Source organism: Vibrio sp. 1CM24A (assembly GCF_023161725.1).
In the GTDB taxonomy this organism is placed as follows: Bacteria; Pseudomonadota; Gammaproteobacteria; order Enterobacterales; family Vibrionaceae; genus Vibrio; species Vibrio coralliirubri.
The window spans coordinates 493,986-518,059 of the sequence record NZ_JALNTS010000003.1 but is presented as its reverse complement, the minus strand read 5'-3'; the positions used below and the strand labels follow the sequence as shown (position 1 = coordinate 518,059).

Sequence of the window (24,074 nt, the reverse complement as noted above, 5' to 3'; positions counted from 1 at the left end):
CCTGACTCCGATAGAATATCGAACTCAGGCCTTGAAAGCCGCTTAACAGAAATGTCCAACTTTATGGGGTCACTTCAAACGCTGTGGCTTTTCTTTTATCGAGTTGTATCAATACCGCTAACTGTCCGTCGTCGTTAACGGCCTTTTCCCATCACACGCACCTTTCTCAAGGTCGTATAGCGGGCTGGCCCCATGACTGCTCCATCGGTGATCTTCTCTAGCTAATTTTCTATATTGAGTCGGCGTGACGCCAATGTACGTTTGAAAGGTTTCATAGAATCGGCTGCTCGAATTAAAGCCCACCGTGAGTGATATATCGAGAATGGTTCTATCCGTATCACTCAGCAAAGCACGAGCGTGGTTGATGCGCATCGCAGTAATGTACCGCTTAATGGTCATCTGCATCGTTCGCTGAAATACGTTCATCGCATAGTTGCTATGTAATCCGATATGTTCAGCGATACCTTTAACGGTTAATGGCTGATTATGGTGAGTCGCAATGTATTCCAACATCTGGCTGACATAGAATTGGGAGTGTTTTGATACCCCTTTCTTGGTCGACTTATCCTGTCGATTTACCAGTAGCTGTTGCCAACCATCAAGGCAGATTCGTTTAAGCATTAAGCCAATTTCATCCATAGCCAACTGCTGACGACTTTCGGATGAATGCTTTATCTCTTGTGCCCAACGGGAGATTTCAAACTCACTGATCAACGAACAGGAATTCGATTGCAATACACTGCCGTGAGTTATCTGATTGATAAAATCCCGACTGAGAGCCCACGACATAAAATGGTGAATCGGTATGTTAATGATCCCCATATTATGGCATTGACCTGGATTGGTAAGTCGATGCGGTACCGATGCCCAAAACAAGCCAATCGATCCGCTTTTAACCACAACCGGACTGCCGTTAATGATGTACTCCACATCATCGCCAAAGGGAATATTCACCTCAACTTGACCATGCCAGTGATAGCCCGGCATGGAGTGAGGCGCTCTGAGTTCGATATCGATTTTCTCATAGGAAGAATAGAGAGAAAGCGGACTTACCGACACGGTCTCAGATGAGTACTTATCTAAAGTGATAATTCTCACCGTATCTGGGGCTGATTGCGGCATATCTCGCTCCTTAGGAAATCGTATAGCTGAGTTTTAACAGTTCCTCGATAATAAAACTCTGAAGGCGATCATAGAGCTGTAGTACCCCAATTCATAAGATCATCACGATGTGATTAGAGTCAGTATCTTAAGTGCAAAACTCGCTCCATTGCATAAGCTCTCTCCTTAAAAGCCAGCAAGTTGTCCCATTTCCTAAGATTTCTATTTAGTGATTTAAAAATATTAGAAAACAGGAGAGCTATTAGATTATCTGAGACGAATCGACATGGGTTCTAGGTGTAATTTATCTGCATCAACAAAGAACTCAGAGAGATAAAGGATTCCACTATGCAAAGCCCTAAGATCACATTCATCGGTGCTGGCTCAACCATTTTTGTTAAGAACATTCTTGGTGACGTTTTCCACCGTTCGGCATTACAAAACGCTCATGTCGCCTTGATGGATATTGATGAGACCCGATTAGAAGAGTCTCATCTTGTCGTCAGTAAGTTGATGGAATCATCAGGCGCTACTGGCTCTATTTCATGTCACTTAAATCAGAAAGAAGCGCTACAAGACGCAGATTTTGTCGTCATCGCTTTCCAAATCGGCGGTTACGAACCTTGTACCGTCACCGATTTCGAGGTGTGTAAGCGCCATGGTCTGGAACAAACAATCGCAGACACACTTGGTCCGGGCGGCATAATGCGTTCACTGCGCACAGTCCCGCATCTTTGGAGTGTCTGTGAAGATATGACGGAGGTTTGCCCGAACGCGACCATGCTCAACTACGTCAACCCAATGGCAATGAACACATGGGCAATGTACGAGAAGTATCCGCACATTAAACAAGTCGGTTTGTGTCACTCAGTACAAGGTACTGCTGAAGAACTAGCACGAGACCTAAACTTAGATTACGCAGACCTTCGCTACACCTGCGCGGGCATCAACCACATGGCTTACTACCTGACCCTCGAGAAGAAAACAGCAAGTGGCAAGTACGTCGACATTTATCCTGACCTACTGGAAGCCTTTGAGAGTGGCCAAGCACCGAAACCGGGTATTTATCACAATGGTCGCTGCACCAATTTAGTCCGCTATGAGATGTTTAAGAAGCTTGGCTACTTTGTGACAGAGTCTTCTGAACATTTTTCTGAATACACCCCCTACTTTATCAAGCCAAATCGTCCAGATTTAATCGAACGTTATAAAGTGCCACTTGATGAATACCCTAAACGTTGTGTCGAACAAATTGCCGATTGGAAAAAGGATCTTCAAGAGTTCAAAACGGCCGATAAGATCACCGTTGAAGAATCTCATGAGTACGCTAGCACCATCATGAACTCTATCTGGACAGGTATACCGAGCGTCATCTATGGCAACGTTAAAAACGAAGCCTTAATCGATAACTTACCGCAAGGTTGCTGTGTTGAGGTCGCTTGTTTAGTTGATGCGAATGGTGTGCAACCGATCAAAGTTGGTCGCCTACCAAATCACTTAGCGGCATTGATGCAAACCAACATCAACGTTCAAACTCTATTAACCGAAGCCATTCTCACTGAAAACCGCGACCGTATTTATCATGCTGCGATGCTTGATCCTCATACTGCCGCTGTACTTGGAATAGAAGAGATATACGCGCTGGTTGATGACTTAATTGAGGCTCATCAAGGTTGGTTACCAGAGTGGGTTAACAAGTAATTTCATACTAATAAAAATACAATAACGTGAATATTAACGCCTTCTCTAAGAGGAGGCGTAAGGAGTGGCAATGAGTATCTCAATGAATACCAAGCTCAGTTATGGCTTTGGCGCATTTGGTAAAGACTTCGCAATCACCATCGTCTATATGTACCTAATGTTTTACTACACCGATGTGGTCGGTATTTCTGCCGCTGCAGTCGGCACTATTTTCCTCGTCGCGCGTATCTGGGATGCGGTCAATGACCCAATTATGGGATGGCTGGTCAACAATACCCGCACTCGTTGGGGTAAATTCAAGCCTTGGATTTTAATCGGCACGCTCGCCAATTCAGTCGTTCTATTGATGGTGTTTAGTGCTCACTATATCGAAGGCCCTTGGCTAATCGCTTACGCTGCTGTCACCTATATTCTTTGGGGCATGACCTACACATTAATGGATATTCCTTTTTGGTCATTGGTTCCAACACTCACCTTAGATAAGCGTGAACGTGAAGAGCTCGTCCCATACCCTCGCTTCTTTGCTAGCCTAGCTTGGATTGTAACTGCGGCTATCGCGATGCCTTTTGTGAATTACGTAGGTGGTGACGACAAAGGGTTCGGCTTCCAGATTTTTACACTCTTGTTGATCGCTTGTTTCTTGGTATCAACTTTCATTACATTGCGTAATGTGAAGGAACGTTATTCAACCGCCAACCTAGACACAACTCAACCTGAAGAAAAGGTTTCACTGAAAAAACTACTGTCACTTATCTACAAAAACGACCAACTGACCAGTGTTCTGTGTATGGCGTTGTCTTACAACCTTGCGACCAACATCATTACCGCCTTCGCGGTTTACTACTTCACTTATGTGGTCGGCAATGAAGAGCTATTCCCGTACTACATGGCGTATGCAGGTATCGCGAACCTTATCACTCTAGTGTTGTTCCCTAAACTTGCGAAAATGTTCTCACGCCGAGTTTTATGGGCCTGCGCATCCACTTTCCCTATCTTAGGCAGCGCGGTACTCATCTACGTCGGCATGTATGACAAACAAAGCATTCTGCTGATATCAACGGCAGGCGTCTTCCTACAAATCGGTACCGCTCTGTTCTGGGTACTGAACGTGATTATGGTGGCAGACACGGTCGATTATGGTGAGTTTAAACTGGGTTCTCGTTGTGAAAGCATCGCTTACTCGGTGCAAACCTTGGTCGTAAAAGCAGGTTCAGCATTTGCCGCTTTCTTTATCGGTATCGCCCTCACTGCAGTTGACTATGTGCCCAACGTAACGCAAAGCCCTGAAACCGTCTTCGGCATGCAATGCATCATGGTCGGCCTACCTGCTTTCTTCTTTGCCATTGCGTTAATCATCTACTTCCGCTTCTACAAGTTGAACGGTGCATACCACCAAAAGATTCAAGATCACTTAACCGAGAAATACGATCACATTACAAATGATGGCTCAAGCAAAGGGGAAACCGCGAAACCGACAGAACCGGCACAAGCAACATAAATCATAAAGCGACGTCAATGGAGGTTTCGACCACATTGACGTTCATCCCCCCCCCCTCACTAGCCTTTCTACTTCCAATAAAAGAGATCCGTATGAAACTCAAAGTACTTGCTTCTGCCATCACTTGTTCCCTCATGCTATCAGCTGGGGCACACGCACAAAAAAACGACAACATTCTTACTAACCCTAGCTTTGAAAATAAAGGGTTAGGATGGAGCTATTGGTTTTCTAATATCAAAAATGACTTCACTCATGAAGGAGAATACCGAGGTCGTATCGCTCAAGGCAAGAATCACCACATCAGTCAAATCGTAACGATTCCCGAGACAGGCTACTACGATTTATCCGCGTATTTTATTAGTCCTTCAAACGATGCCACCCTCGCAATGACTAACCTCACCGATCAAATATTAGTGAGTGACAAAATAAAACAAAGCACCAAATATCAACGAAAAAACCTAAAACACATCCCACTAGAAAAGGGCGAGCAGCTAAAAGTCTGGTTCTCAGGTTCTAACCAAGGAGGGGTCAGTGTCGACAGCGTTGCGTTAATCAAAAGTAATAAAAGTAAACCTCTACATTTCAACCAAATTATTCAGTTCTCAACTCAAGAACAAGTCGGTGTCACTAGCGTTAATAAGATTTCTAGGGATATAAAGTTCCAGGTCCCGTTTGGCACAGATCTAACCACATTAACCATAGGAAAATTCCTAATCTCTGAAGGCAGCTATTCGTCTATCAACACAGGTGATGTCATCGACTTCAGTCAGCCGGTACAAATAGCAGTGATAGATGACAACAATAAAGAACAGCAGTGGACGATCACGGCTATCGAGAAAGAAAAGCAAGTGGTGGTCACCTCTTCGAATACGAAGCTTCAAGACTCTTTCGAATGGGCTATGGAGAAAACTCAGCGCTTTGTAATGACAGGTCAACACGACCTCGTGAACCGGGATGAATACAATAACGATGGTGATGGCAGCGCAGATTACATTCCATCTTATTGGGCTGGCTATTTTGACCGAACAGCCTTTTACTCAAGAGACTTCTTACACCAAGCAAGTGGCGCAAAAATCGCAGGGCTTGAACCAGAAAATTTCTCAATGTTCAAAACCTTCGCCAAGCACTCAACAGAGTCAAGAAAGTGGTACACACTATGGGCTATTAATTTCGATGGTACGCCACACACTATTGATTATGATGACGACAATTGGTTTGTTCGTGAAGTGCCAGCACAGTTTGAATTTGTTGAAAAGGCATGGAAGCAATATCAATGGACAGGAGACAAACGCTATATAGAAGATGATGATCTCTGGCAGTTTTATACCAAGGTTCTCACCGATTACATCGAGCTACATGATGACCAAGATCCAAATGGTATCGCTGAAGGTTATGGCGGTATTTTTGAAGGCTCTGCAACGTACAACGAACGAGGAGAGTTTCCAATCGAAGCCGGTGACGGAATTGGCTCACAATACCAAGCTACTCTCGCTTACTCAGCAATGTTAGAAGCACGAGAAGAATATAATGACGCCACACTCTGGCGAGAAAAAGCCCAAGAACTTAAGCGTTATTTTAATGAAGACTGGAGCGTCGTAGATCCAAATAAACCACTAGAGAACTACGTTAACATTGTTCAAAAAGATGGGCTCCGCCTAAACGATTTTGGTAAGGAGAATAGTTGGTTCATGCCGATGAAACTCATCACTGAACCAGGAGAAAGAAACAACAGGTATCTTGATTTCATTGCTAACAATCTAGGCGATGGCATTGGTAGCACACCAGAGGCACCAAACAATATTGAAGCCTACACCTACATTCCTGAAACCTACTTTCCATATAATCGCAATGCCGAAGCATGGAAGTGGATGCAGTACATAATGGACACTAAAGATGAGCCACACGAACGTCCAACTCAAGGAACCAATGGTGACTACCCAGAAATATCCTTTACATTCATTTCAAATACGATTGAAGGCTTAATGGGCATAAAACCAAACGCCGCAGAGCACCGAGTGTCGACAGCTTCTCACCTCACCAATGACATAGAATGGTTAAGTGTGGATCAGTTACCAATGGGTGAGCATGAGCTAACCCTACGTCATGATGGGCTCACGAAGTCAACGCTTACCAACCGTTCTGAGCATGCCCTCGAATGGGAAGCATGGTTCTATGGCGATTACCCAACGTTAATCGTAGATGGTCAAGCCATCCGCAGTCAAACCAAACAAGTGAACGGGCAACAAGTCAGCTATGTCATTGTACCCATAGCGAAAAATTCTACTCGAGTTATTGAAAGGTAACGCTTAAAACAAAGCCTAGCGAGTAATCGCTAGGCTTTCGTACATTAAAACAATAAGTGAGATTAGGGGAAAGGTTGCCAATCATCAGTTCAAATCAGGTGAACTGCACCAGTATTCAGAACTTCTTTATTTTAGCGGGTCATTATCCGGCAGTGCCTTATGAAGCCAGAGTGCTAAACGCTTCTTAATGTTCGCGCCATCAAGCTTGTCGTCCGGTAACGGTGTGATCTGATTGACTTCAACAAGGAACAAGTACACCGCTTTAACCTTTATCGGTTGGGATGAATTTGGCAAATCAAAACCTTGTAGCTTTGCCATCTTAAAACCGACTTCAACTGCTTTTTTTACCAGCTTATCTTCATTAATGATCTTCGCGGTTTTCGACATATCATCTCCATCATCTTTATCGAATGAATACTGAGTATATCAAACCGAAAAACTCACAAGATTACTTCGTTCTCAATTTGAGGCGTCGCTTTGATAAATAACGTAAAACGAATAACAGGCTCTAGGCTGATTCTAATTCGGTTGGCATTTGCGATATCAATGGTTATACGCAAACGATCTCTTAATAAAATACTCAGTAAATGAGATCTTAAGTCAAGAAACAAAAAGTTGAATAATATTTGACTTAGCATTCCAAAGAATACGGAATACTATGTTTCTTATTTAGATGATAAACATTCTATATAATACAAATAACCTTCTGTTATTTAATCAGTTTTATACTAAAACGACTTAGATCATATTTACTGGTTCTTGTAACAGAATGTTATTTACAAAATACTCATTAAGAAAATAGAATAAACCCACTAATATTATACTGGTGTTAAAAATGCGTTACCTCTGGGCTTCATTCTGTCATAAAAACCCAATCATCGGACGAATCGTTCATATCTTGGTTATGTTAGTTGCATTAGCTTCTATCGTTGTTCCATTGATATCAAAAGACGCAACTACAATCATAGCTTCACTGTGTGTTGCTCTAGTATGCTTCGTGATTTTTGTCTTCTTTGCGCTCGCCGACAAAATGCGCTCAGGCATGCATTAATCAACCAATCAGTTCTCTATCACCAAGCATTCTCTTTTTAAAAATTCATTATAAAATGCTGGTTACCAGATACGGAAAAGCCCAAAGTTATTAGCTTTGGGCTTTTTGATACCAGTAATCATTAACTCAGCAACACACTTAATATAAGTGTGTAAATTCTTCGATACGACTCTTACCGCGCAATAATAAAAAGTTCAAAAATCGGGATGTTGAGGTCGTGATTATTTTGTCTTCTTCCACACCGTGCTTTTCAAGTAATGCTTTTACAAGACCCAGATGAGCAATCTCTTCACAGAAATGCGCATCAGAACCTGTAGAAAAGTAAACGCCAACTCGCTTGCCGATCTCGACAATTTTTGAGCATCGCACATCGCTTCCTTTTCGGCTCTTGCCTGTCAGTGACGTATTGTTCACTTCAATTGCAACATTGTGCTCCTTTGCGCACAGCAGAACCGCTTCCATATCGAACTTGTAGTTTGGGTTCCCTAAGTGCCCTAGCACATCAACTTTGCCACTCTTAATAACGTTGATTAACGCCTGTGTATGTTCTTGCTTCGTCGAGGGCTTGAAAACTGGCTCATGTAAGCTCGCAATCACCCAGTCTAAGTGTTGGTAAGAAGAGGGAGGAAGATCCAACTCCCCAGCAGTGTTCAGTGTGTTGGCTTCCACACCACGCAAGATACCTACATCGTGCAGAAAGCGGGGCAAAATCCTTTGGTTATTGAAAAACCAGTAGTGGGGGGCTCCCGGCATTTCAGGAGCATGATCCGTTGTACAAAGGAGTTTTAGCCCCTTATTTTTCGATGCCAGTGCATTTTCGATAATGGTGCTATAGGCATGGCCACTTGCCAATGTATGAGTATGGCTGTCGACAACAATCTCCATTATGACCTCCTAAATTGTTTAATTGATTTGAAACGAACCGTCTTGACTCATGAAGAGTGTTAGGTCAGCTGGAATAGAATGGTCTAACACTTTATCGACGTTTTTTGAGTCTGAATTTTTATAGAACTCGACCGCCTCTTCTAATGTGGTACCTCCTCGCACCTTGCGGTTTACTAAGCGCTCTTCGAGGAACTTAGCGTCGGTGTCTATGAAGATGGTGAAATCAGCCAACTCATGCAATCCATTCCAAACAGGCTCGTTCAGTAACAACCAGTTGCCTTCAATCACGACAATGTCCTTGTCTACCGAGATTGCGTCATCCACAGGATCATGAAGATTTCTATCGTAATACGGCCACGTAGGATTTTTTACTTTCAGCTGTTTCAACTTATCGATCAACGAGGTTAGGTTGAACGTTTCGTGAGAGCCTTTAATGGTACGGAGTTTAATTTTCTGTTCATCACGAACGATGTAGTTTGAGTCCAATATCTCATTGGGGTAATGAAAACCGTCAAATGGCAATACCTGAAGTGGCTCAACGTTGGTTTGTTGATGGGACAAATGCTCCCAAAACGCGGCTAACGTCGATTTACCACTGCCAGGAGGGGCACACAAAAAGATAATCGTACGCTCTTTTTTCTGCTCAAAAAGTCGCGTAAATTTTTCAACCAGTGGTTTATGAATCTGTTCAATATCTTTATCAGGGAATGTCGCTTCGGTTTCAAAGCCACTCACATTTAAGGAAACTTTCATGTTCAACCTTATCCTAATATCTCTTTCTCAATACTTTCCAACAAGTTCTCGCAACAGAGTTTCAACACTGTTTTAATCAGCGACTCGTAACGTGTTTGAGTGAATGAATCGAATGACGAGAATTTTAATTGGTTAATTGAATCTAAGTAGAAGCTATCTTTGCCTTTCGAGAGGTTTGATTGATTACTGATGAAGTCGTAAACCATGTCATCGCCAAATGTCAGTACTTGCGATTGCTTACTAGTGTATTCATACATTTGGTCGAATAAGCCAATATCTGCGTAGGTTTCCAAAGAGATCTTACCCATCGCAAACATCAATTTAGAGGCGACGTCGGTTGTCACAAGAGGCCCATCTTCTTTTAAAAGAGGTACGACGGCGTACTCCATCACCAAAGCATCTTGAACAAACACGTTCGGTAATAGCTTTTTCAGTTTTTGGTTTATTAACTTATTAGACGCTTCGATCAAACTCGTCGCGGAATCACACTGTTCCAATGCATCCAATAATTCATCTTGCAACAAAATATCAATTACCTCATGAAGCTGTGGTGGTTGGCTCGCCACCACAATAATGAACCATATTAAACGGTTAAGCTCACATCATAAAATTCAAGTAGCGCTTTTTCTGCCAATTCATTCCAAACGTAATTATTGGCTTTCAAGATTTCATCAAGCTCCAGGAAGAATGGAGACTGCTCTGCCAGTGTATGGAATTGGTCAATCGCTGTCAGCGGCAAGTCGATATGTGGGTAAATCAACTTCTTGCCACCCGGAATATCTAACTGATTGAGAATTGTATGCGGTGCCGCTTCTAGACCACCAACGTGTGTCAGCATAAATGAAGGGTTGATTTTATTCGCTTCTGAAAGCTCAATAGACTCGACCATATCACCCGTAGAGCCACCAGAAGTGCCAACAATGTGAGTCGCTTCGTAGTGAACGTTATAGAAGTTGAATGGTACTTTGAACTGCTTGTCCGTTGGGCCAGCAAAGAAATTTAAGCAACCATCATTGCCTAGCAACTCATCCGCTTGCTCAAGCACTTGTGCAACCGCGGCATACACCATGACATCATCATACCCATTGCCATCATTCAGCTGCTTAAGGTGTGAGACAGGATCTTCTAACTTAGCGGTATTCACATAGAACAGTTCGATACCGTTCTCTGCTGCTTTTGATACAGGAATTAGGCTCTCAGCTCGCTCTAGGCGCGCTTCGTCAATATCGGTGACAACGATTCGACTTGGTTTGACTGGACCATTAATCGCGTAGTCAATTGCACCAATTCCCATAGGGCCTGCACATGCTAACAATGCAAGAGAGCCGCCCTCTTTGATGCCCATTTGATGTTCATATACGTAAGGCGTTGTATGGTAGCTTGCGTGGAACGCACCAATGATGCATGACATAGGTTCAGCTAAAGAGGCATTAGCGTAGTACGAACTCTTGTAAAGCAATACACAGTCCAAGTCGATTGCTACTTTAGGGATAATTGAGTACGTCGCATTGCCGCCGAACGTTTCATAGCTATAACCTGCCGAGTAGCCTGTTGGCAAGCCCATTGCTGGCTGCAGTACAAATGGTTCGCCCGGCTTAAAACGGTCTTGCAAGTTTGCACCCACTTCCACAATCACACCTGCGTATTCGTGGCCTGTCATTACGGGAACTTCAGCAATATTTTCCGGTACACGTTTATGGTTGCTGCCTAACAGCGCAGCTTTGTAAGTAGAAAGACAGATGCTGTTTGAGATATTTTTAACTAATAGTTCATCATCAGAAATTTTTGGAAGATCGAACGTTCTAAGTTGAACATCTTTTTCACCACGGATAACAGCAGCAGTTGTTTGAGTCATGATTTTCTCTCCGAAAGTGGGACCACTGAGTGGCCCCAAAATTTAAATTAAGCTTGTTGACCAATGGTGTTCATTAGGTTGTCTAATGCAGGGTCATGTAAGAAGTTCTTGATAGTCACTACTGGTAAACCCGTTGCTTTAATCGCTCTATTCTCTAGACTCTCGTGAGTCACCACCACATCGGCATCAGTTGGGACTTTTTCGATGGCAAAGTTTTTAACTTGAACATCGTAGCCAGCTTTTTCTAGTTTGCGTTTGAAAGTCGATGCTCCCATGGCGCTTGAGCCCATTCCCGCATCACATGCAAAGGCAATAAATTTGATGTTCTTTGCTTCCTTTGGCTGTTCTGTTGAAGCCTGAGCTGATGCTTTTGCTACCACACCCTCTGCTTTCATATCTTTCATGTCGGTTATCGACTGTTCAAACTCGTCTTCTGATTGTTCTTTCTTGCTCACTTTCAAGATTGCACTTGCGACAAGGAAAGACACAATCGTTGCTGAAGCCACACCTGCGATGGTTGCGAAGAAGCTACCTTTTGGTGTAAGTGCTAAGTAAGAGAAAATCGAGCCAGGACTAGGGCCAGCAACCAGACCACCATCAAGTAGGTTGAACGTGGCAATACCTGTCGCCGCACCAGCAATCATCGCAACAATCATGATTGGCTTCATTAGCACGTATGGGAAGTACAGCTCATGGATACCACCGAAGAAGTGAATGATGATTGCACTTGGTGCTGATTTCTTACTTAGACCTTGACCAAATTTCGCGTAAGCCAAAAGCATACCTAGGCCAGGCCCCGGGTTTGACGCCACCATAAAGAAGATCGATTTGCCCGTTTCCGCCGCAGCTTGCAGACCTAATGGGTAGTAAATACCTTGGTCGATAGCGTTGTTTAGGAACAGTACTTTTGCTGGTTCATTAATAATGGCAAGTAACGGTAGAAAACCAGTTGCTACAAGCGCTTCGATACCCGATTTAACGAATAGGTTCGCAGCAGTCACAGCAGGGCCAACAATCGCGTAAGCAAATAGACACATCAACATGCCGAAGATGCCTAGCGAGAAGTTGTTTACCACCATCTCAAAACCTGAAGGGATCTTGTCTTGTAAGCGTTTATCGATTTGAACGATCACCCAGCCACTCAATGGACCCATGATCATTGCGCCAACAAACATTGGAATCTCAGCGCCAGCGATAACACCCATGGTACCTATCGCACCAGCAACTGCACCACGCTTATCCCCGACAATTTGTCCACCGGTATAACCAATAAGCAAAGGAAGTAAATAAGTGATCATCGGACCCACTAATTCACCAAAATATTCGTTAGGCATCCAACCTGTTGGAATAAATAATGCAGTAATAAAGCCCCATGCGATGAAGGCTCCAATATTTGGCAATACCATCGCAGTCAAATGACCACCAAAAGATTGCACTTTTGCTCTTATATTTGTAGACACGGTATATTCCTTATTTTCAAAGGTTATTCTTAGTAGCTTTTAATAATTTCAAGTACGTCAGCTTTTGAAGATGAAGCCGCCAGCTTGGCAATGTTTTCTTCATCAACTAACATTTCACTAAGTGCTTGAATAACCTCGATGTGTGTATCTGAATCCTTTGCAGCTAATGTTAATAAGACATTCGCTGGGCCCATTTCTGAACCGAAATCAACTGGGGTTGAAAAAACATGGATACCCAACCCAGTCTTTAGTACACCTGCTTCTGGACGGGCATGAGGCATAGCAATGCCTGGACAAAGAACATAATAAGGTCCATTATCATGCGTTGACTGAATGATCGCGTCTGCGTAGTTATCGGTAACGTAACCTTTATCTTGTAAATAACGAGTCGTTTCTTTAACTGCATCTTCCCACTTATATTCAGAGTGGTTAATGACATCAATTAAGTCGTGGTCAATAAGGTCATAAAGCATAATATATCCCAGTTATTCTTGTTCGTTGTTGTTGGGATTATTATCAATGGAAGTTGTCGAATCGAGAAATGGCAAAGAAACGTGACTTTAGTCACCTATAAATAACTGTCAATCGAATATTTCTGCGTTACCCCTCAAATTCAACTTGTAATTAAATAACAAATTTATAATTTAAAACAAGTCAATAGTTTAAGTTTGACATCGAACTCAATAACTAAAATTAATTTAAAACGACAAAATGAGATATGAGTTCAAACTAGACGGTTGACCATAAATTAATTGTGATAATGGTTATGTTTATATTCGTAAAATAAGGAATGTAACACGCCAAAATCAGTGACCAAGATCGCGTATGAAATCTAAACACCATTCGACTGAAATTTTACAACATAACAAACTGCTAACTCACTCATCCAGCCTCACGACATGAAAACGACCTGCATAAAAAGTCAGACGAAACTCCAGATACGGAAAAGCCCAAAGTTATTAGCTTTGGGCTTTTCTTCTAGCGACTGTGGTTGATTACAACCGAGTGATACGACAACCGAGGCTTACAGCGTCATATGCAGAATTGGAAATGGTTTTCCCATGTCATCAAGTGGGGAGCGTGATTCAATTTTGAACCCCATGTGCTGATAGAAACCTACCGCTTGTGGGTTTTGCTCATTAACGTCAACTTTGGTGGCTGCTAACTGCTCAATCGCATGTTGCAATAACACCATGCCTACGCCTTGCCCTCGAACTTCATTTAAAACGAAAAGCATCTCAACTTTTGCATCATGGACACCCACGAAGCCAACAATCGAACCACTTTCATTTTTAACGCATTTCAAAGAAACCGCAGGGAACGCATGTTCCATGATAATAGGTTTAAAAAACTCAATATCTTCTTCTGTAATAAAGTCATGAGTTGCTCGGACCGAATTCTCCCAAACCTTAAGCATTTCTGCATAATCTTCAGGAAGCACATTTTCTATAGTCATAATTTTCTCTAGATTAAACTGAATATAAACATGTGCAGCCGCGAAGCTATAGTGTAACAGGCATTAATAATACAAAACAACAGCGTTCACTATCGACTCACTCTACCTCACTGCTTCTATTAATCAGGCATGACCACAATACCCATGGTTTCAAGCAGTTGCTCTTGCTGCCACGCGACGATTTTAATCCCCGATGTGTCTACCTTGCGAGGATCTAACCCTTCTAATTCAGCATGGCATAAATTAGCACCTTGCATACTGAATTGCCCCCATACATCTTCCGAGAACACACCTCGGCTAAGATCAGACTCTTTCAGTGACGCGCCGCCAAGGTAAGTGCCTATCCAACGGTTCTCAAACAGCTCACACTTCTCTAAACAAGCTTGTTCAAAATTGGCGTATGACAGATTACAGCCCGTAATATACGCAGAGCAAAAATACATTCTATTGCTTACCTGATTGGCAAAGTTAGCACGAGTGAAGTTAGCCCCTTTCAAGTCGCATTCACGCAGCTCAATACCATAGCAATTCGCGTTACTAAAGTTCGCCATCGCCAGTTGGCAATTCTGAAAGCTTGCATCTCGTAAGTCGGCAACATCAAAGTGGCATCCCTCAATATCGCCTTGTTCAATAAACTTACAGTTAATAAACGTTGCGTCACGTAAGTTCGAACGTCTGAAATCACAACGGATAAACGTGCAGGCTGTAAATGTAAGCTCTGATAAATCTTGCTGAGCAAAACTGTGGTGATGGTAAGTGCTGTTATTAGTGTCCATTTAGCCCCCTAAAGAAATTACGCTAAGACTACCATTGCGACCTGAAGAAAACATCAAATTAAAAACCAACAAAAACAGCAACTTAAAACACCCCAATTTGGTCATTTTAAGGCACCAAACAAGCTCTTTAAGGTTGTCATTTTCGTTTTATAGCATGCGCTTATCTTGAAAAAAGTTTTGTCGCTTAGAAGTGCCAATAAGAGAAAATTCACTTTCACTAAACGAGTCAATTATTGACCGCGTCCTAACGCGCTAGACTGGACGGTTGGTATGTTGCTGGTTACACTATTCCTCATTCTCAGCATAAAGAGTAAGAACAATGAAAGACATGCGACAAGCTATGCTCGATGCAGGGTTTAGCCTTATTAATGAACACGGGTTTGCTGGTGTTGGCCTGATGAAAATCATCAACCAAGCGGAAGGCACGAAGGGTTCTTTTTACCACTACTTTAAATCCAAAGAACACTTTGGTGAGATTCTTCTTACTAACTACTTTGATGAGCATCTCGCTAAGCTGGATGACTTTTTAAGTGATGAGTCGCTTTCTCGTCGTGATCGCGTTAAAGCCTATTTCGAGTTTTGGTGTGCATCGAAACTGACTGAAGACTTCAATATCCAATGTCTTGTCGTAAAACTGGCGGGAGAAGTATCTGGGTCTGCTAACCCGTTGCAATCGACCATGGCAGAAGGTGCAGAAAAGATCATCCTGCGTATGGCAAAGCTGTTTGAAGAAGGTAATGCCGATGGTGATTTCACTATCGCAGAGCCAGAGTCGCTATCTCGAACGCTTTATGGTTTATGGCTTGGCTCAACGCTCATGGCCGCTATGCAGCGTAACCGTTCGATTCTAAACAATGCCATGGATGAAACCATTCTTTCCATGAACCCAGCACAAGAATCGGCTGACTAGATATACCCGTTACCAAAAACCAAAAACCAAAAGGCTCGCACAATTTAGCGAGCCTTCTATCTAACTTAAATCTTGGTTGAATCCATTCACACCTACTCCGCTACCCCAGACGAGACGCAATATTATTGGCTTTGAGTAAGCCCTTAATAACCGGGTCGATATGCTTGAAGAAGCTCAGCCAACCTTCACAGAGATAATTTAACCCAGCCTCACCATCTCGGCTTGTGATGATACGGTTTTTGGGGCATTCGCCATGACATGCAAATTTAAACTCACAGGCTTGGCATTGTTTCGGCAGAGACTTTTGTTTGGCGAACCCAAAACGCTGCTGCTTTGGCGAAAAGGCTAAAGTTGAAAGTGCTTGTTCCTGAATATTACCTAACTGAAATTCAGGAAATACATAATGGTCACATGAGTACACATCGCCATTGGGCTCGACCGCTAAACCTTTGCCGCAGATCTCACTCAAGGTGCACATGGTGCTTTCTCTGCCCATCCATACGCCGACAAAATTTTCAAAGTACGGCACTAATACCCGACCAAAATCGTGTTCAAACCACTCATCAAAAACGGTAGTGAGGAATTGTCCCCATTGCGCAGAGCCGACACTCCACGGTTCAACCTCGCCTGATACAGGAATGATCGCTTGTTGATTGATCAACCATTTATTGTTGGTGTGAGCTTCGCGCTGATCGACCACAGGTATAAACTGCAATTGCTTCGAACCCACTTCATCGCGTAGAAAGCGATAGACCTCTAATGGATACTTACCTGTCACATCATTCACGCAGCTTAGAGTCGCGAACTCGACGTTATGTTGTTTCAAGTAGCGAATGCCACGCATTGTTTGAGAAAAAGTGCCTTTGCCTGCACGGTTAGTTCGGTAGTGATTATGTAGGTGCTCTGGTCCATCAATACTCACGCCGATGATAAAGTCATTGTTCTTGAAGAACTCGCACCACGCATCATTCAATAACGTGCCATTGGTTTGAAGGTCATTGCTGATCTTGCTGTAACTAGGACAATATTTTTTCTGCAGATCGACGACCTTTTTAAAGTACTCAAGCCCCAACAAGGTAGGCTCTCCACCATGCCAAGAAAAGATGATTTCAGGCGTGTTCTGCCCCTCTATGTACTGTTTGATATAACGCTCTAACAGGACTTCATCCATCGTATATTGAGAGCCTTTTGGGTATTCAAGCAGCTGCTGTTTTTCTAGGTAATAACAGTAGGTGCAACTGATATTACACACCGCCCCAATCGGTTTTGCTAGCGCTTGAAGCTTGCTGTGTGCTTTACCATTGAACTGCGGAATTGAACTCAAATTTGATAGCGATAGTGTCGTCATGAAGAGTGCCTCGATGTAAAAGTTATTGTATTAGCAAAAACAATTCGTAATTCCTTTACACGGTGTTCATCGGCCAACCAAGCTAGATGGCATTAGATTGGCCGAGTGGTTCATTTCCTCTATTTCACGTTTTCAAACGGGTTCCACGCTTCATCAACCGGGACGATGTTTTGCGCTTTTTCGTACTCTTGATATTCAGCGACCATTTCAAGGAACAGATCTGGCATTTTATTTCTCAAGTCATGTTGCTCAGCTGGGTCTTTCTTGGTGTTGTATAAGTGCCATTCACTGTCACCGCCCATACCGGTAGAGATTCGAATGATCTTGTAATCACCTTTTAGCAGAATCCCGCTACCAAACAATTCAAATGGAATCGCATTATCGGCACTGTGCACCTCTGCCGTTTCACCTTTGAAGTAAGGCAACAAGCTCACGCCACTCATTGGTGCGACTTCTCGACCTTGATATTCCGTTCCTGGATGCTCTACCTCTGCAATCTCGAGAATCGTGGCTGCAATGTCTTTCACTTGGGATAAGTCGTCTGTTTGAGTTCCCGGTTGTAACGCATCTTCACCTTCTAGAAGCGCTTTGGCTGGCTTAACGATAAACGGCACACGGATACCGCCCTCTGCTGTGTAAGCTTTGTACCAAGATAGGCCGCCGGTTGAAGCGCTTGCCCACTCAGGACCCAGTGACACACTGGAGTTCGCCTTACCCAAGTTTTCGGTCGAATTATCGAAGTGATGAGCAGTCCAGGTTCGGATCAAATCACTGATATTTTCACCAGTAATATCCGCCGCTTCTGGGCCGTTATCCGCCAGATACATGATGTAGGTATTATCGTATTCCCCGATTTCTTTCAGATAATCGACTATCTGACCGACTTGTTGGTCCTGCATTTCCATCATGCCCATCGCGACAGCCATTTTCTTGCCGTACCACTTTTGTTCTTTCTCAGAGAGCGAGTCCCAAGGGCGGCTTAATGCGTTACGATCTGAAATATCAGCCTCTTTAGGAATCACGCCCATCTCTTTCATGCGTTGGAAACGGTCTTCTCGAACCGAGTCCCAACCATGTTCGACGTAGTAATCGACTTTATCTTGATAGGCAGACTCAGGCGCTTGCAATGGCAGGTGAATACCGGTGAATGGGACGTAAGCGAAGAAAGGCTTGCCGTCATCTTTTTTGCTGTCGATCATCTTGATGATCTCGTTGGTGTAAACTTGGTCTGAGTATTCACCTTTGTACTTATCCTCAACCACTTCACCGTTGCGGTAAGTTGGCTCAACTTCAACACCGGGAATATCGCCTTTTTGCAACGCATCCGCTGTTGCTGCGTTTTTGGCCGGGAACATCATATCTCGGTTAAAGTGATTCGAACCGCCCGCTAAAATACCGTAACTCTCTCCAAAACCTCGATCGTCAGGTAGGAAGCCATCCTCGTGTCCCAAATGCCATTTACCAGAGAGGTAAGTGTTATAGCCGCTCTCTTCAAGCAGCGTGGCGACCGTAACCCCTTTCTTGGTGAGGTAACCTTCATAACCCGGCTTACCAATCGCGCCCGGATAGACGGCATAGTCGAAGGTGCCTAGCCCAACCTCGTGGCTGTTTGCTCCGGTTAACATCATAGAGCGCGTTACCGATGAGGTTGGTGACGCGTGAAAGTTAGTAAACTTAACCCCCTCTTCAGCCAGCGCCATTAGGTTTGGGGTATCCGCTTCTGAGCCATAAGGCTGTGTATCAGCAAAGCCCACATCATCACCAACAATAACAACAATATTCGGCTTTTCTGATTCAGCCGCAAGAGCAGCACTGCTTGCCGCCGCCATTGCCGTGAACACTAAAGATTTCTTGAATGTCTGCATAAGACGTTCTCCAATTTCTGTGATTAACTTTTTCCAGTAATTAACTTTTTCTGAGGTTAACCTTTCTGTGATTAACCTGAGTTAGGATTTGAATTAGTGCGCGGCTTGCGACATCCAATGTAATAAGTCGAGCGCAGGGTCATACTCTTGAGCTGCTGCCATGCCGATCCAGGTGACAGCTTCCGCTTGGCTGGCTTGAACGCCACTTCCAGAGATATACATCAACCCAAGCTGCGTTTGAGCTTCAGGGCTACCGTTGTTGGCTGCGGTGACGAACCACTCCGCGGCTTTTTCATCATTATGTTCTACGCCCTCTCCGCTCAGATATAAGTAAGCGACAGAGAGCTGGGCATCCAATTGCCCTTGGTAAGCCTCATCCAACAATTGCACGACATCTTGATGCTGCTGCGATTGATCCATGGTGACTGCGTTCTTAGAGCTTTCTCTTCCAACGCTTGCTTTGGCAAAAAACAGAGCAGCCAAAACACCAGTCAGAATCACGGTAGTTAAACGTTTATTGATCATTTATTTCCTCCTCGGGAATAAAGGTCACAACGTCCCTGTTGAGTGAGTTAGGTGAAAAGTAGGAATGGCGCGATGATGCACAAGCTTGATAGCAATACGTTTTCAATTTTCATAATTGGCTCTCGAGTAATAGTTGTGAGTGAATCAGGGGCTGAACTAAATGGTCATAAAATTCAGTCGATTAAGACAGAGACTTAAATCGCTTTCTCAATGATGGTTTCAATCGTCTGTTTCGAGATTGGGTAGAACTGAAAACAGATGTCTTTTTCAATCGCTTCCGCAATGTTGCTCTTCTCTTGCTCATCAAAGTCCCAGCTGCTGAAACGCTTCATCGCACCGACACTGGTTTGGAAGTTGTTTAAGAAATCCAGCACTCTCTGGTAAACCATCTCATCGGTTCCCGTCGTGTCGACCGAGAACGCTTGAGCTAACTTCGCCGCATTCGGCATATAGAATTCAGGCAGCGCTTCAATCACAACCGGCATCAGTACCGTGTTGGCATCGCCATGAGGAATGTGGCTAATCGCACCAAAGGCGTGAGCACAGTTATGAATCGGAATGCCGCCCAAAGACGAATAGAAAGCAGAGATCGCCATAGTGCTCGCTTGAAGAAGATTGCCGCGTGCTGTTAGGTTTTCTGGCTCTTTAAGTGCCAAGGGTAAGTTTTCAACAATCAGTTTTGCAGCCTGAATGCCGTAAGCGTCAGTGAATGCATTACTCATTGGCGAGACAATCGCTTCAACAGCGTGTGTTAGTGCATCCATCGCGGTAGAACGAGTCAGGTGGGCAGGCAGTTTAGTGGTCACCGTTGGATCAAGAATCGCGATATCAGCTTCCAATCCCGATGCGACTAGGCTTGCCTTAATGTTATCATGTTCGTTGTAAAAAACAGCAATCGGAGAAGCTTCTGCGCCCGTACCAGCCGTTGTCGGAACAGCAATATGGGGCACTCGAATATCTTCATTGTTTGGCCACACATCCATATGACCGCCACCCGCAATCACGGTGCGAATGTCATCTATCTTCTTATGAAATGCGTATTTCACACCTTTAGAGGCATCAATCACGCTGCCGCCACCAACAGACAAGATCGCATCAGCATTGACGCTGTTTGCAAACTCAATGGCTGCGTTGATGTTGTCGCAAGTCGCGTCTGGTGCGATATCGGTGTACACACCAACAAGCTGGACAGTTTGTTGGGTCGCTTCCTGATTCGCATTCTGGTTTACAAACAACGCCGAGAACTGCTCAACAAAGCCAAGAGACTCCAAACCTTTATCAGAAAAGAGCACGACTCTTTGCGCACCTAAGCGACCAAACAGAGAAGGGATATTTTCAATGCCGTTCTCTTGAGCATGAACAATGGTTTTAAGTTGAAAGTTAAAATTTTTGGTTGTCATGGTGTTTACCTCATTTCTAGTTGATGACTAAACAATAACCAAAACAAACCGGTCGGTCTAGGGTGTGAATGTCAAAGATATGTCAATTAAGATCTTTATGGATCATTGCCCCAAAACGAAAAAAGCCCGCAAGTGCGGGCTGTAATCATAAGTAAGCTATTGATCATTAAAGGAGTGTCATTGGCTCACCCTGAGCAACTCACAAACGGTTAACGATTAACGAAGGTGAGCTGGGACCTTACTCTTATCTCTAGTGAGGTAGTAGTACAGATAAACCAAAGAATAAACGGTCACAAATCCATCGAGCGCAAACACGCCGCTCCAGCCATAGAACCACTCATAATCGTTGATACACACGTTGTATAAGAAGATGCCAACAAACATCGACTTCTCAAATGCGCTGTAAATCATGGTCGAGGTTCGCAGCGATTTGTACTTCGCCGAGAACATCAACAACACACCAATACAGCCAACCATCACACCCCAGTGTTGATAAGTACCCAGCAAGTACTCTTTGTTTTCCATCATGGTATCGTTGTACGAGAACAGCGTCTGCATACTCCAATCTGGCGCTAGGAAAGTGGAAAAAGCCGTAGCGGTTAAGAAACCGGTAATCATCAAGTACGATTTGATCGTACGTTCAAAAAAACGTTCCAACATAAAAGTAACCTCTTAAAATAATTTCGTGAAAATAACTTTTTGAAAAATAAACAATGTCATACCAACAATGATTTACTGGCCAAGCATGCCCATCATTGCTGTTTTTAATTCGTTGTCTTCTTTTGAAAACAGATGCTTAACTCGATGATCTAAACCTGTTTCCAAGACTGTTTTGGCGTGAGAGAAAGTAAGGAAACCTTCTTTACCGTGATAGTTGCCCTGACCTGATTCGCCAATGCCACCAAACGGCGCATCATCAACCGCTAAATGGAAAACACAATCATTAATACACATGCCACCGGAGTGAACTTGGTGCTTCACCTGAGCCTGTAAACTCAAATCAAAGCTCATCAGGTAGAGTGCTAACGGCCTTGGTTTGCTATTGACGACTTGAAACGCCTCTTCGACATTGCGATACGTAATCAAAGGTAATAATGGGCCGAAAATTTCTTCGTTCATCACCTTGGATGACAGGCTTGGTTCAACGATCAAATGTGTCACCAAGCGATGAGTGTCTAAGTCCATCGCTTCGTCATGGCAAGCAACGATTCGTGTCCCTGCTTGCTGCTCTTCATTCAATAAACCAGCAATACGATCACATTGGCGAGGGTTAATGAGGGAGGTTAAACTCTCAGAGTAGATCCCTTCATCGAACAATAATTGGTACTGTTTTTTATACTCCAGAATGAAGGCTTCAAGCTTATCTTCAGGGAGTAGCACATAATCTGGAGCGACACATACTTGGCCATTGTTTAGGCTCTTGCCATAAATGATTCGCTCTACCGCAATATCAATCGGCATGTCTTCTGCCACGATAACCGGCGACTTTCCACCCAGCTCTAGCGTGACTGGGGTTAGCGTATCAGCCGCTGACTTCATCACTTGGCGACCCACTTGGGTTGACCCTGTAAACAGAAGATGATCAAACGGCAATGCCGAAAATGCGGCTGCGATTTCGACCTCACCTTCAATCAAGCACACCTCATCGGCATGGAATACTTCCGCCAATAGCGATCGTAATACTTGGTTTGTCGCTGGGGTAAATTCGCTCATCTTGATCATGGCGCGATTGCCTGCAGCCAGAGCCGAAATAAGCGGGCCGACGGATAGCATGATCGGGAAATTCCACGGGGCAATAATCCCGACGACGCCTTTGGGTTGATAAACCACCTCAACACGAGAGGTTGAAAGTAATGGTCCGGAATGACGAATTGAAGATGTTGACCAATGAGGCAAACATTCAATGCTGTGATCAATATTTCCGATACAAGGCAATATGTCAGCCATCAAAGTGTCTTGTCGGCTACGGTGACCATAGTCCTCACTCACGGCTACACACAAACGATCTGTGTAATCGATAAGCGCAGATTTAAGTGCGAGCAGCTGCTCAATTCTCTCCGATATCGCTGGCATCGGTTTCTGTGCAAAAGCTCCCTGCATGCTGTTCAACGTCATGGTCATTTGTGTTGGCGTCAATTCGTGTTTCATACATCACCTCGTGGTTAAGATGAGCACACAATAATACAAAACAGACCGGTCGGTCTAGTGTTTTATTGTCAGAGAATCGTCAATGGAGTTTTGATTACAATCCAATGAGGCGGCTACAAACGGGGCAAAAAGTCAGGGGAATTTAAAATAAGAAGGCGTAACTAACACGCAAGGCAAATAGAGATTTTAAATGGCAGGATCAAAAATGGCCGCTTAATGCGACCATTTGATAATTACTTAAGTTATTGTTCTAAAAAACAATTTAAAAATTAACGTTAGCTCTTGGCTACGTTTGCAATGCCTTCAAGCTGAAGTACTGGAGCGGCGTCAATGTCTTCTGCGTTCATCATTGATGATACTCGCTGCATTGAAGAAAGCAGTAAGCTTTGCTCCCACGGCTCTAGGTTTTGGAATTTTTTAACGAAGTTATCTTGCAGCGGTGGTGGCGCATTGTTTAGCAACTCTTGACCTTTTTCAGTCAGGTTTGCGTGTACTTTGCGGCGATCTGACGAGCTGCGAACACGTTGTACATAGCCATTCAGTTCCAAGCGATCGATGATCGTGGTTGTGGTGGCTTGGCTTACATTGGTGTGATTAGACAATTCTTTGATCGTCACATTACCCATTTCTTGGATTGCTCTCATTAAGATTAATTGAGGGCCAGTCAAACCATACTCTTTACTCAGCTTTTTCGAGTGTAAATCGATAGCGCGAATAATTTGGCGAATAGCGACCAGGATTTCGTCATGTTTGTCCAAGATGCAGACCTTTGTACTAATATACTGTGAATGGTTTTACAGCGTCGAAGCGATGATATGTCCTGATTATTTACGTCAGGTGAGCTCGAATTACACTGTAAATTGATAAATTACTTCATTGATTTTTCCGCATTGTACTGATGTTCATACTATTCTCAATCTTTTATATGCCTCTGAATTTGCGCATGGCAACACTTTTGTACAATGAGCAGCGATATTCAGCCTTAAAGTGGCGAATAAGGTAAGAAAAAGCGAGAAGTTGATGGTAAATAAAAAGTCTG

The 24,074-nt window shown here is 43.7% G+C and carries 22 protein-coding genes; 5 read left to right on the top strand and 17 right to left on the bottom strand.

Features of this window, described 5'->3' with window-relative positions; genetic code table 11:
* Positions 1-117 precede the first annotated feature (117 nt).
* On the bottom strand, positions 118-1,122 hold the full coding sequence (gene melR, locus MSG38_RS09855) for a transcriptional regulator MelR (RefSeq protein ID WP_248401723.1): 1,005 nt from the start codon (positions 1,120-1,122) through the stop codon (positions 118-120).
* A 327-nt stretch (positions 1,123-1,449) separates the two neighbouring features.
* Between melR and MSG38_RS09850 the strand changes: the two genes are divergently transcribed.
* The 3 genes from MSG38_RS09850 to MSG38_RS09840 all read left to right on the top strand — a co-directional run bounded on the left by MSG38_RS09850 (position 1,450) and on the right by MSG38_RS09840 (position 6,603).
* Positions 1,450-2,802 carry an alpha-glucosidase/alpha-galactosidase gene (locus tag MSG38_RS09850; RefSeq protein WP_248401722.1) on the top strand — a complete coding sequence of 451 codons (1,353 nt, stop codon included), beginning with the start codon at positions 1,450-1,452 and terminating at the stop codon, positions 2,800-2,802.
* A 70-nt stretch (positions 2,803-2,872) separates the two neighbouring features.
* The gene (gene melB, locus MSG38_RS09845; RefSeq protein WP_050620309.1) at positions 2,873-4,300 is read left to right on the top strand and encodes a melibiose:sodium transporter MelB; all 1,428 of its coding nucleotides are present in this window, start codon (positions 2,873-2,875) and stop codon (positions 4,298-4,300) included.
* Between the two features lie 92 nt (positions 4,301-4,392).
* A complete protein-coding gene (locus tag MSG38_RS09840) occupies positions 4,393-6,603 on the top strand; it encodes a hypothetical protein (RefSeq protein ID WP_248365910.1) in 2,211 nt (736 codons plus the stop codon).
* Positions 6,604-6,729: 126 nt separating this feature from the next.
* Here MSG38_RS09840 and MSG38_RS09835 read toward each other — a convergent pair whose 3' ends face one another.
* Complete coding sequence (locus tag MSG38_RS09835) at positions 6,730-6,990, bottom strand: DUF5062 family protein (RefSeq protein ID WP_017061084.1); 261 nt, start codon at positions 6,988-6,990, stop codon at positions 6,730-6,732.
* A gap of 448 nt (positions 6,991-7,438) precedes the next feature.
* On the opposite strand from MSG38_RS09835, the gene MSG38_RS09830 reads away from it, so the two are divergent.
* Positions 7,439-7,654, top strand: a complete 216-nt coding sequence (locus MSG38_RS09830) for a hypothetical protein (RefSeq protein WP_017065847.1) — start codon at positions 7,439-7,441, stop codon at positions 7,652-7,654.
* 138 nt (positions 7,655-7,792) lie between these two features.
* Here MSG38_RS09830 and MSG38_RS09825 read toward each other — a convergent pair whose 3' ends face one another.
* The 8 genes from MSG38_RS09825 to MSG38_RS09790 all read right to left on the bottom strand — a co-directional run bounded on the left by MSG38_RS09825 (position 7,793) and on the right by MSG38_RS09790 (position 14,839).
* On the bottom strand, positions 7,793-8,539 hold the full coding sequence (locus MSG38_RS09825; protein ID WP_248365911.1) for a phosphatase: 747 nt from the start codon (positions 8,537-8,539) through the stop codon (positions 7,793-7,795).
* An 18-nt stretch (positions 8,540-8,557) separates the two neighbouring features.
* The gene (locus MSG38_RS09820) at positions 8,558-9,292 is read right to left on the bottom strand and encodes a nucleoside/nucleotide kinase family protein (RefSeq protein WP_248401721.1); all 735 of its coding nucleotides are present in this window, start codon (positions 9,290-9,292) and stop codon (positions 8,558-8,560) included.
* A gap of 8 nt (positions 9,293-9,300) precedes the next feature.
* Positions 9,301-9,819 carry an MltR family transcriptional regulator gene (locus tag MSG38_RS09815; protein ID WP_164091097.1) on the bottom strand — a complete coding sequence of 173 codons (519 nt, stop codon included), beginning with the start codon at positions 9,817-9,819 and terminating at the stop codon, positions 9,301-9,303.
* 56 nt (positions 9,820-9,875) lie between these two features.
* Positions 9,876-11,147 (bottom strand): zinc-binding dehydrogenase, encoded by a 1,272-nt coding sequence (locus tag MSG38_RS09810; protein ID WP_248401720.1) that lies wholly within the window; start codon positions 11,145-11,147, stop codon positions 9,876-9,878.
* 47 nt (positions 11,148-11,194) lie between these two features.
* Positions 11,195-12,607 (bottom strand): PTS mannitol transporter subunit IICB, encoded by a 1,413-nt coding sequence (locus MSG38_RS09805; protein WP_348983503.1) that lies wholly within the window; start codon positions 12,605-12,607, stop codon positions 11,195-11,197.
* Between the two features lie 29 nt (positions 12,608-12,636).
* A complete protein-coding gene (locus MSG38_RS09800) occupies positions 12,637-13,080 on the bottom strand; it encodes a PTS sugar transporter subunit IIA (protein ID WP_019824525.1) in 444 nt (147 codons plus the stop codon).
* A 551-nt stretch (positions 13,081-13,631) separates the two neighbouring features.
* The gene (locus MSG38_RS09795) at positions 13,632-14,063 is read right to left on the bottom strand and encodes a GNAT family N-acetyltransferase (protein ID WP_248401719.1); all 432 of its coding nucleotides are present in this window, start codon (positions 14,061-14,063) and stop codon (positions 13,632-13,634) included.
* Between the two features lie 119 nt (positions 14,064-14,182).
* Positions 14,183-14,839 carry a QnrS family quinolone resistance pentapeptide repeat protein gene (locus MSG38_RS09790; protein WP_017061081.1) on the bottom strand — a complete coding sequence of 219 codons (657 nt, stop codon included), beginning with the start codon at positions 14,837-14,839 and terminating at the stop codon, positions 14,183-14,185.
* Between the two features lie 319 nt (positions 14,840-15,158).
* On the opposite strand from MSG38_RS09790, the gene MSG38_RS09785 reads away from it, so the two are divergent.
* Positions 15,159-15,749, top strand: coding sequence for a TetR/AcrR family transcriptional regulator (locus MSG38_RS09785; protein ID WP_248401718.1), 591 nt, complete (start codon positions 15,159-15,161; stop codon positions 15,747-15,749).
* Between the two features lie 100 nt (positions 15,750-15,849).
* On the opposite strand, the gene MSG38_RS09780 is transcribed toward MSG38_RS09785, so the two are convergent.
* The 7 genes from MSG38_RS09780 to MSG38_RS09750 all read right to left on the bottom strand — a co-directional run bounded on the left by MSG38_RS09780 (position 15,850) and on the right by MSG38_RS09750 (position 23,793).
* Complete coding sequence (locus tag MSG38_RS09780) at positions 15,850-17,097, bottom strand: anaerobic sulfatase maturase (RefSeq protein WP_248401717.1); 1,248 nt, start codon at positions 17,095-17,097, stop codon at positions 15,850-15,852.
* A gap of 119 nt (positions 17,098-17,216) precedes the next feature.
* Positions 17,217-18,962: an arylsulfatase gene (locus MSG38_RS09775; RefSeq protein WP_248401716.1), complete on the bottom strand. Its 1,746-nt coding sequence runs from the start codon at positions 18,960-18,962 to the stop codon at positions 17,217-17,219.
* Positions 18,963-19,055: 93 nt separating this feature from the next.
* Positions 19,056-19,487 carry a tetratricopeptide repeat protein gene (locus MSG38_RS09770; protein ID WP_248401715.1) on the bottom strand — a complete coding sequence of 144 codons (432 nt, stop codon included), beginning with the start codon at positions 19,485-19,487 and terminating at the stop codon, positions 19,056-19,058.
* A 194-nt stretch (positions 19,488-19,681) separates the two neighbouring features.
* On the bottom strand, positions 19,682-20,887 hold the full coding sequence (locus MSG38_RS09765; RefSeq protein ID WP_248401714.1) for an iron-containing alcohol dehydrogenase: 1,206 nt from the start codon (positions 20,885-20,887) through the stop codon (positions 19,682-19,684).
* Between the two features lie 216 nt (positions 20,888-21,103).
* A complete protein-coding gene (locus tag MSG38_RS09760) occupies positions 21,104-21,547 on the bottom strand; it encodes a hypothetical protein (protein ID WP_017070129.1) in 444 nt (147 codons plus the stop codon).
* 72 nt (positions 21,548-21,619) lie between these two features.
* Positions 21,620-23,035 (bottom strand): coniferyl aldehyde dehydrogenase, encoded by a 1,416-nt coding sequence (locus MSG38_RS09755; protein ID WP_248401713.1) that lies wholly within the window; start codon positions 23,033-23,035, stop codon positions 21,620-21,622.
* A 275-nt stretch (positions 23,036-23,310) separates the two neighbouring features.
* Positions 23,311-23,793, bottom strand: a complete 483-nt coding sequence (locus MSG38_RS09750; RefSeq protein ID WP_017061075.1) for a MarR family winged helix-turn-helix transcriptional regulator — start codon at positions 23,791-23,793, stop codon at positions 23,311-23,313.
* Positions 23,794-24,074 lie beyond the last annotated feature (281 nt).

Coding starts and splice junctions, on each gene's coding strand:
- MSG38_RS09755 (WP_248401713.1), bottom strand. CDS start 23,035: ATGAAACACGAATTGACGCCAACACAAATGACCATGACGTTGAACAGC.
- MSG38_RS09780 (WP_248401717.1), bottom strand. CDS start 17,097: ATGACGACACTATCGCTATCAAATTTGAGTTCAATTCCGCAGTTCAAT.
- MSG38_RS09840 (WP_248365910.1), top strand. CDS start 4,393: ATGAAACTCAAAGTACTTGCTTCTGCCATCACTTGTTCCCTCATGCTA.
- MSG38_RS09775 (WP_248401716.1), bottom strand. CDS start 18,962: ATGCAGACATTCAAGAAATCTTTAGTGTTCACGGCAATGGCGGCGGCA.
- MSG38_RS09825 (WP_248365911.1), bottom strand. CDS start 8,539: ATGGAGATTGTTGTCGACAGCCATACTCATACATTGGCAAGTGGCCAT.
- MSG38_RS09790 (WP_017061081.1), bottom strand. CDS start 14,839: ATGGACACTAATAACAGCACTTACCATCACCACAGTTTTGCTCAGCAA.
- MSG38_RS09785 (WP_248401718.1), top strand. CDS start 15,159: ATGAAAGACATGCGACAAGCTATGCTCGATGCAGGGTTTAGCCTTATT.
- MSG38_RS09835 (WP_017061084.1), bottom strand. CDS start 6,990: ATGTCGAAAACCGCGAAGATCATTAATGAAGATAAGCTGGTAAAAAAA.
- MSG38_RS09810 (WP_248401720.1), bottom strand. CDS start 11,147: ATGACTCAAACAACTGCTGCTGTTATCCGTGGTGAAAAAGATGTTCAA.
- MSG38_RS09830 (WP_017065847.1), top strand. CDS start 7,439: ATGCGTTACCTCTGGGCTTCATTCTGTCATAAAAACCCAATCATCGGA.
- MSG38_RS09820 (WP_248401721.1), bottom strand. CDS start 9,292: ATGAAAGTTTCCTTAAATGTGAGTGGCTTTGAAACCGAAGCGACATTC.
- MSG38_RS09850 (WP_248401722.1), top strand. CDS start 1,450: ATGCAAAGCCCTAAGATCACATTCATCGGTGCTGGCTCAACCATTTTT.
- MSG38_RS09765 (WP_248401714.1), bottom strand. CDS start 20,887: ATGACAACCAAAAATTTTAACTTTCAACTTAAAACCATTGTTCATGCT.
- MSG38_RS09800 (WP_019824525.1), bottom strand. CDS start 13,080: ATGCTTTATGACCTTATTGACCACGACTTAATTGATGTCATTAACCAC.
- MSG38_RS09760 (WP_017070129.1), bottom strand. CDS start 21,547: ATGTTGGAACGTTTTTTTGAACGTACGATCAAATCGTACTTGATGATT.
- MSG38_RS09770 (WP_248401715.1), bottom strand. CDS start 19,487: ATGATCAATAAACGTTTAACTACCGTGATTCTGACTGGTGTTTTGGCT.
- melB (WP_050620309.1), top strand. CDS start 2,873: ATGAGTATCTCAATGAATACCAAGCTCAGTTATGGCTTTGGCGCATTT.
- melR (WP_248401723.1), bottom strand. CDS start 1,122: ATGCCGCAATCAGCCCCAGATACGGTGAGAATTATCACTTTAGATAAG.
- MSG38_RS09795 (WP_248401719.1), bottom strand. CDS start 14,063: ATGACTATAGAAAATGTGCTTCCTGAAGATTATGCAGAAATGCTTAAG.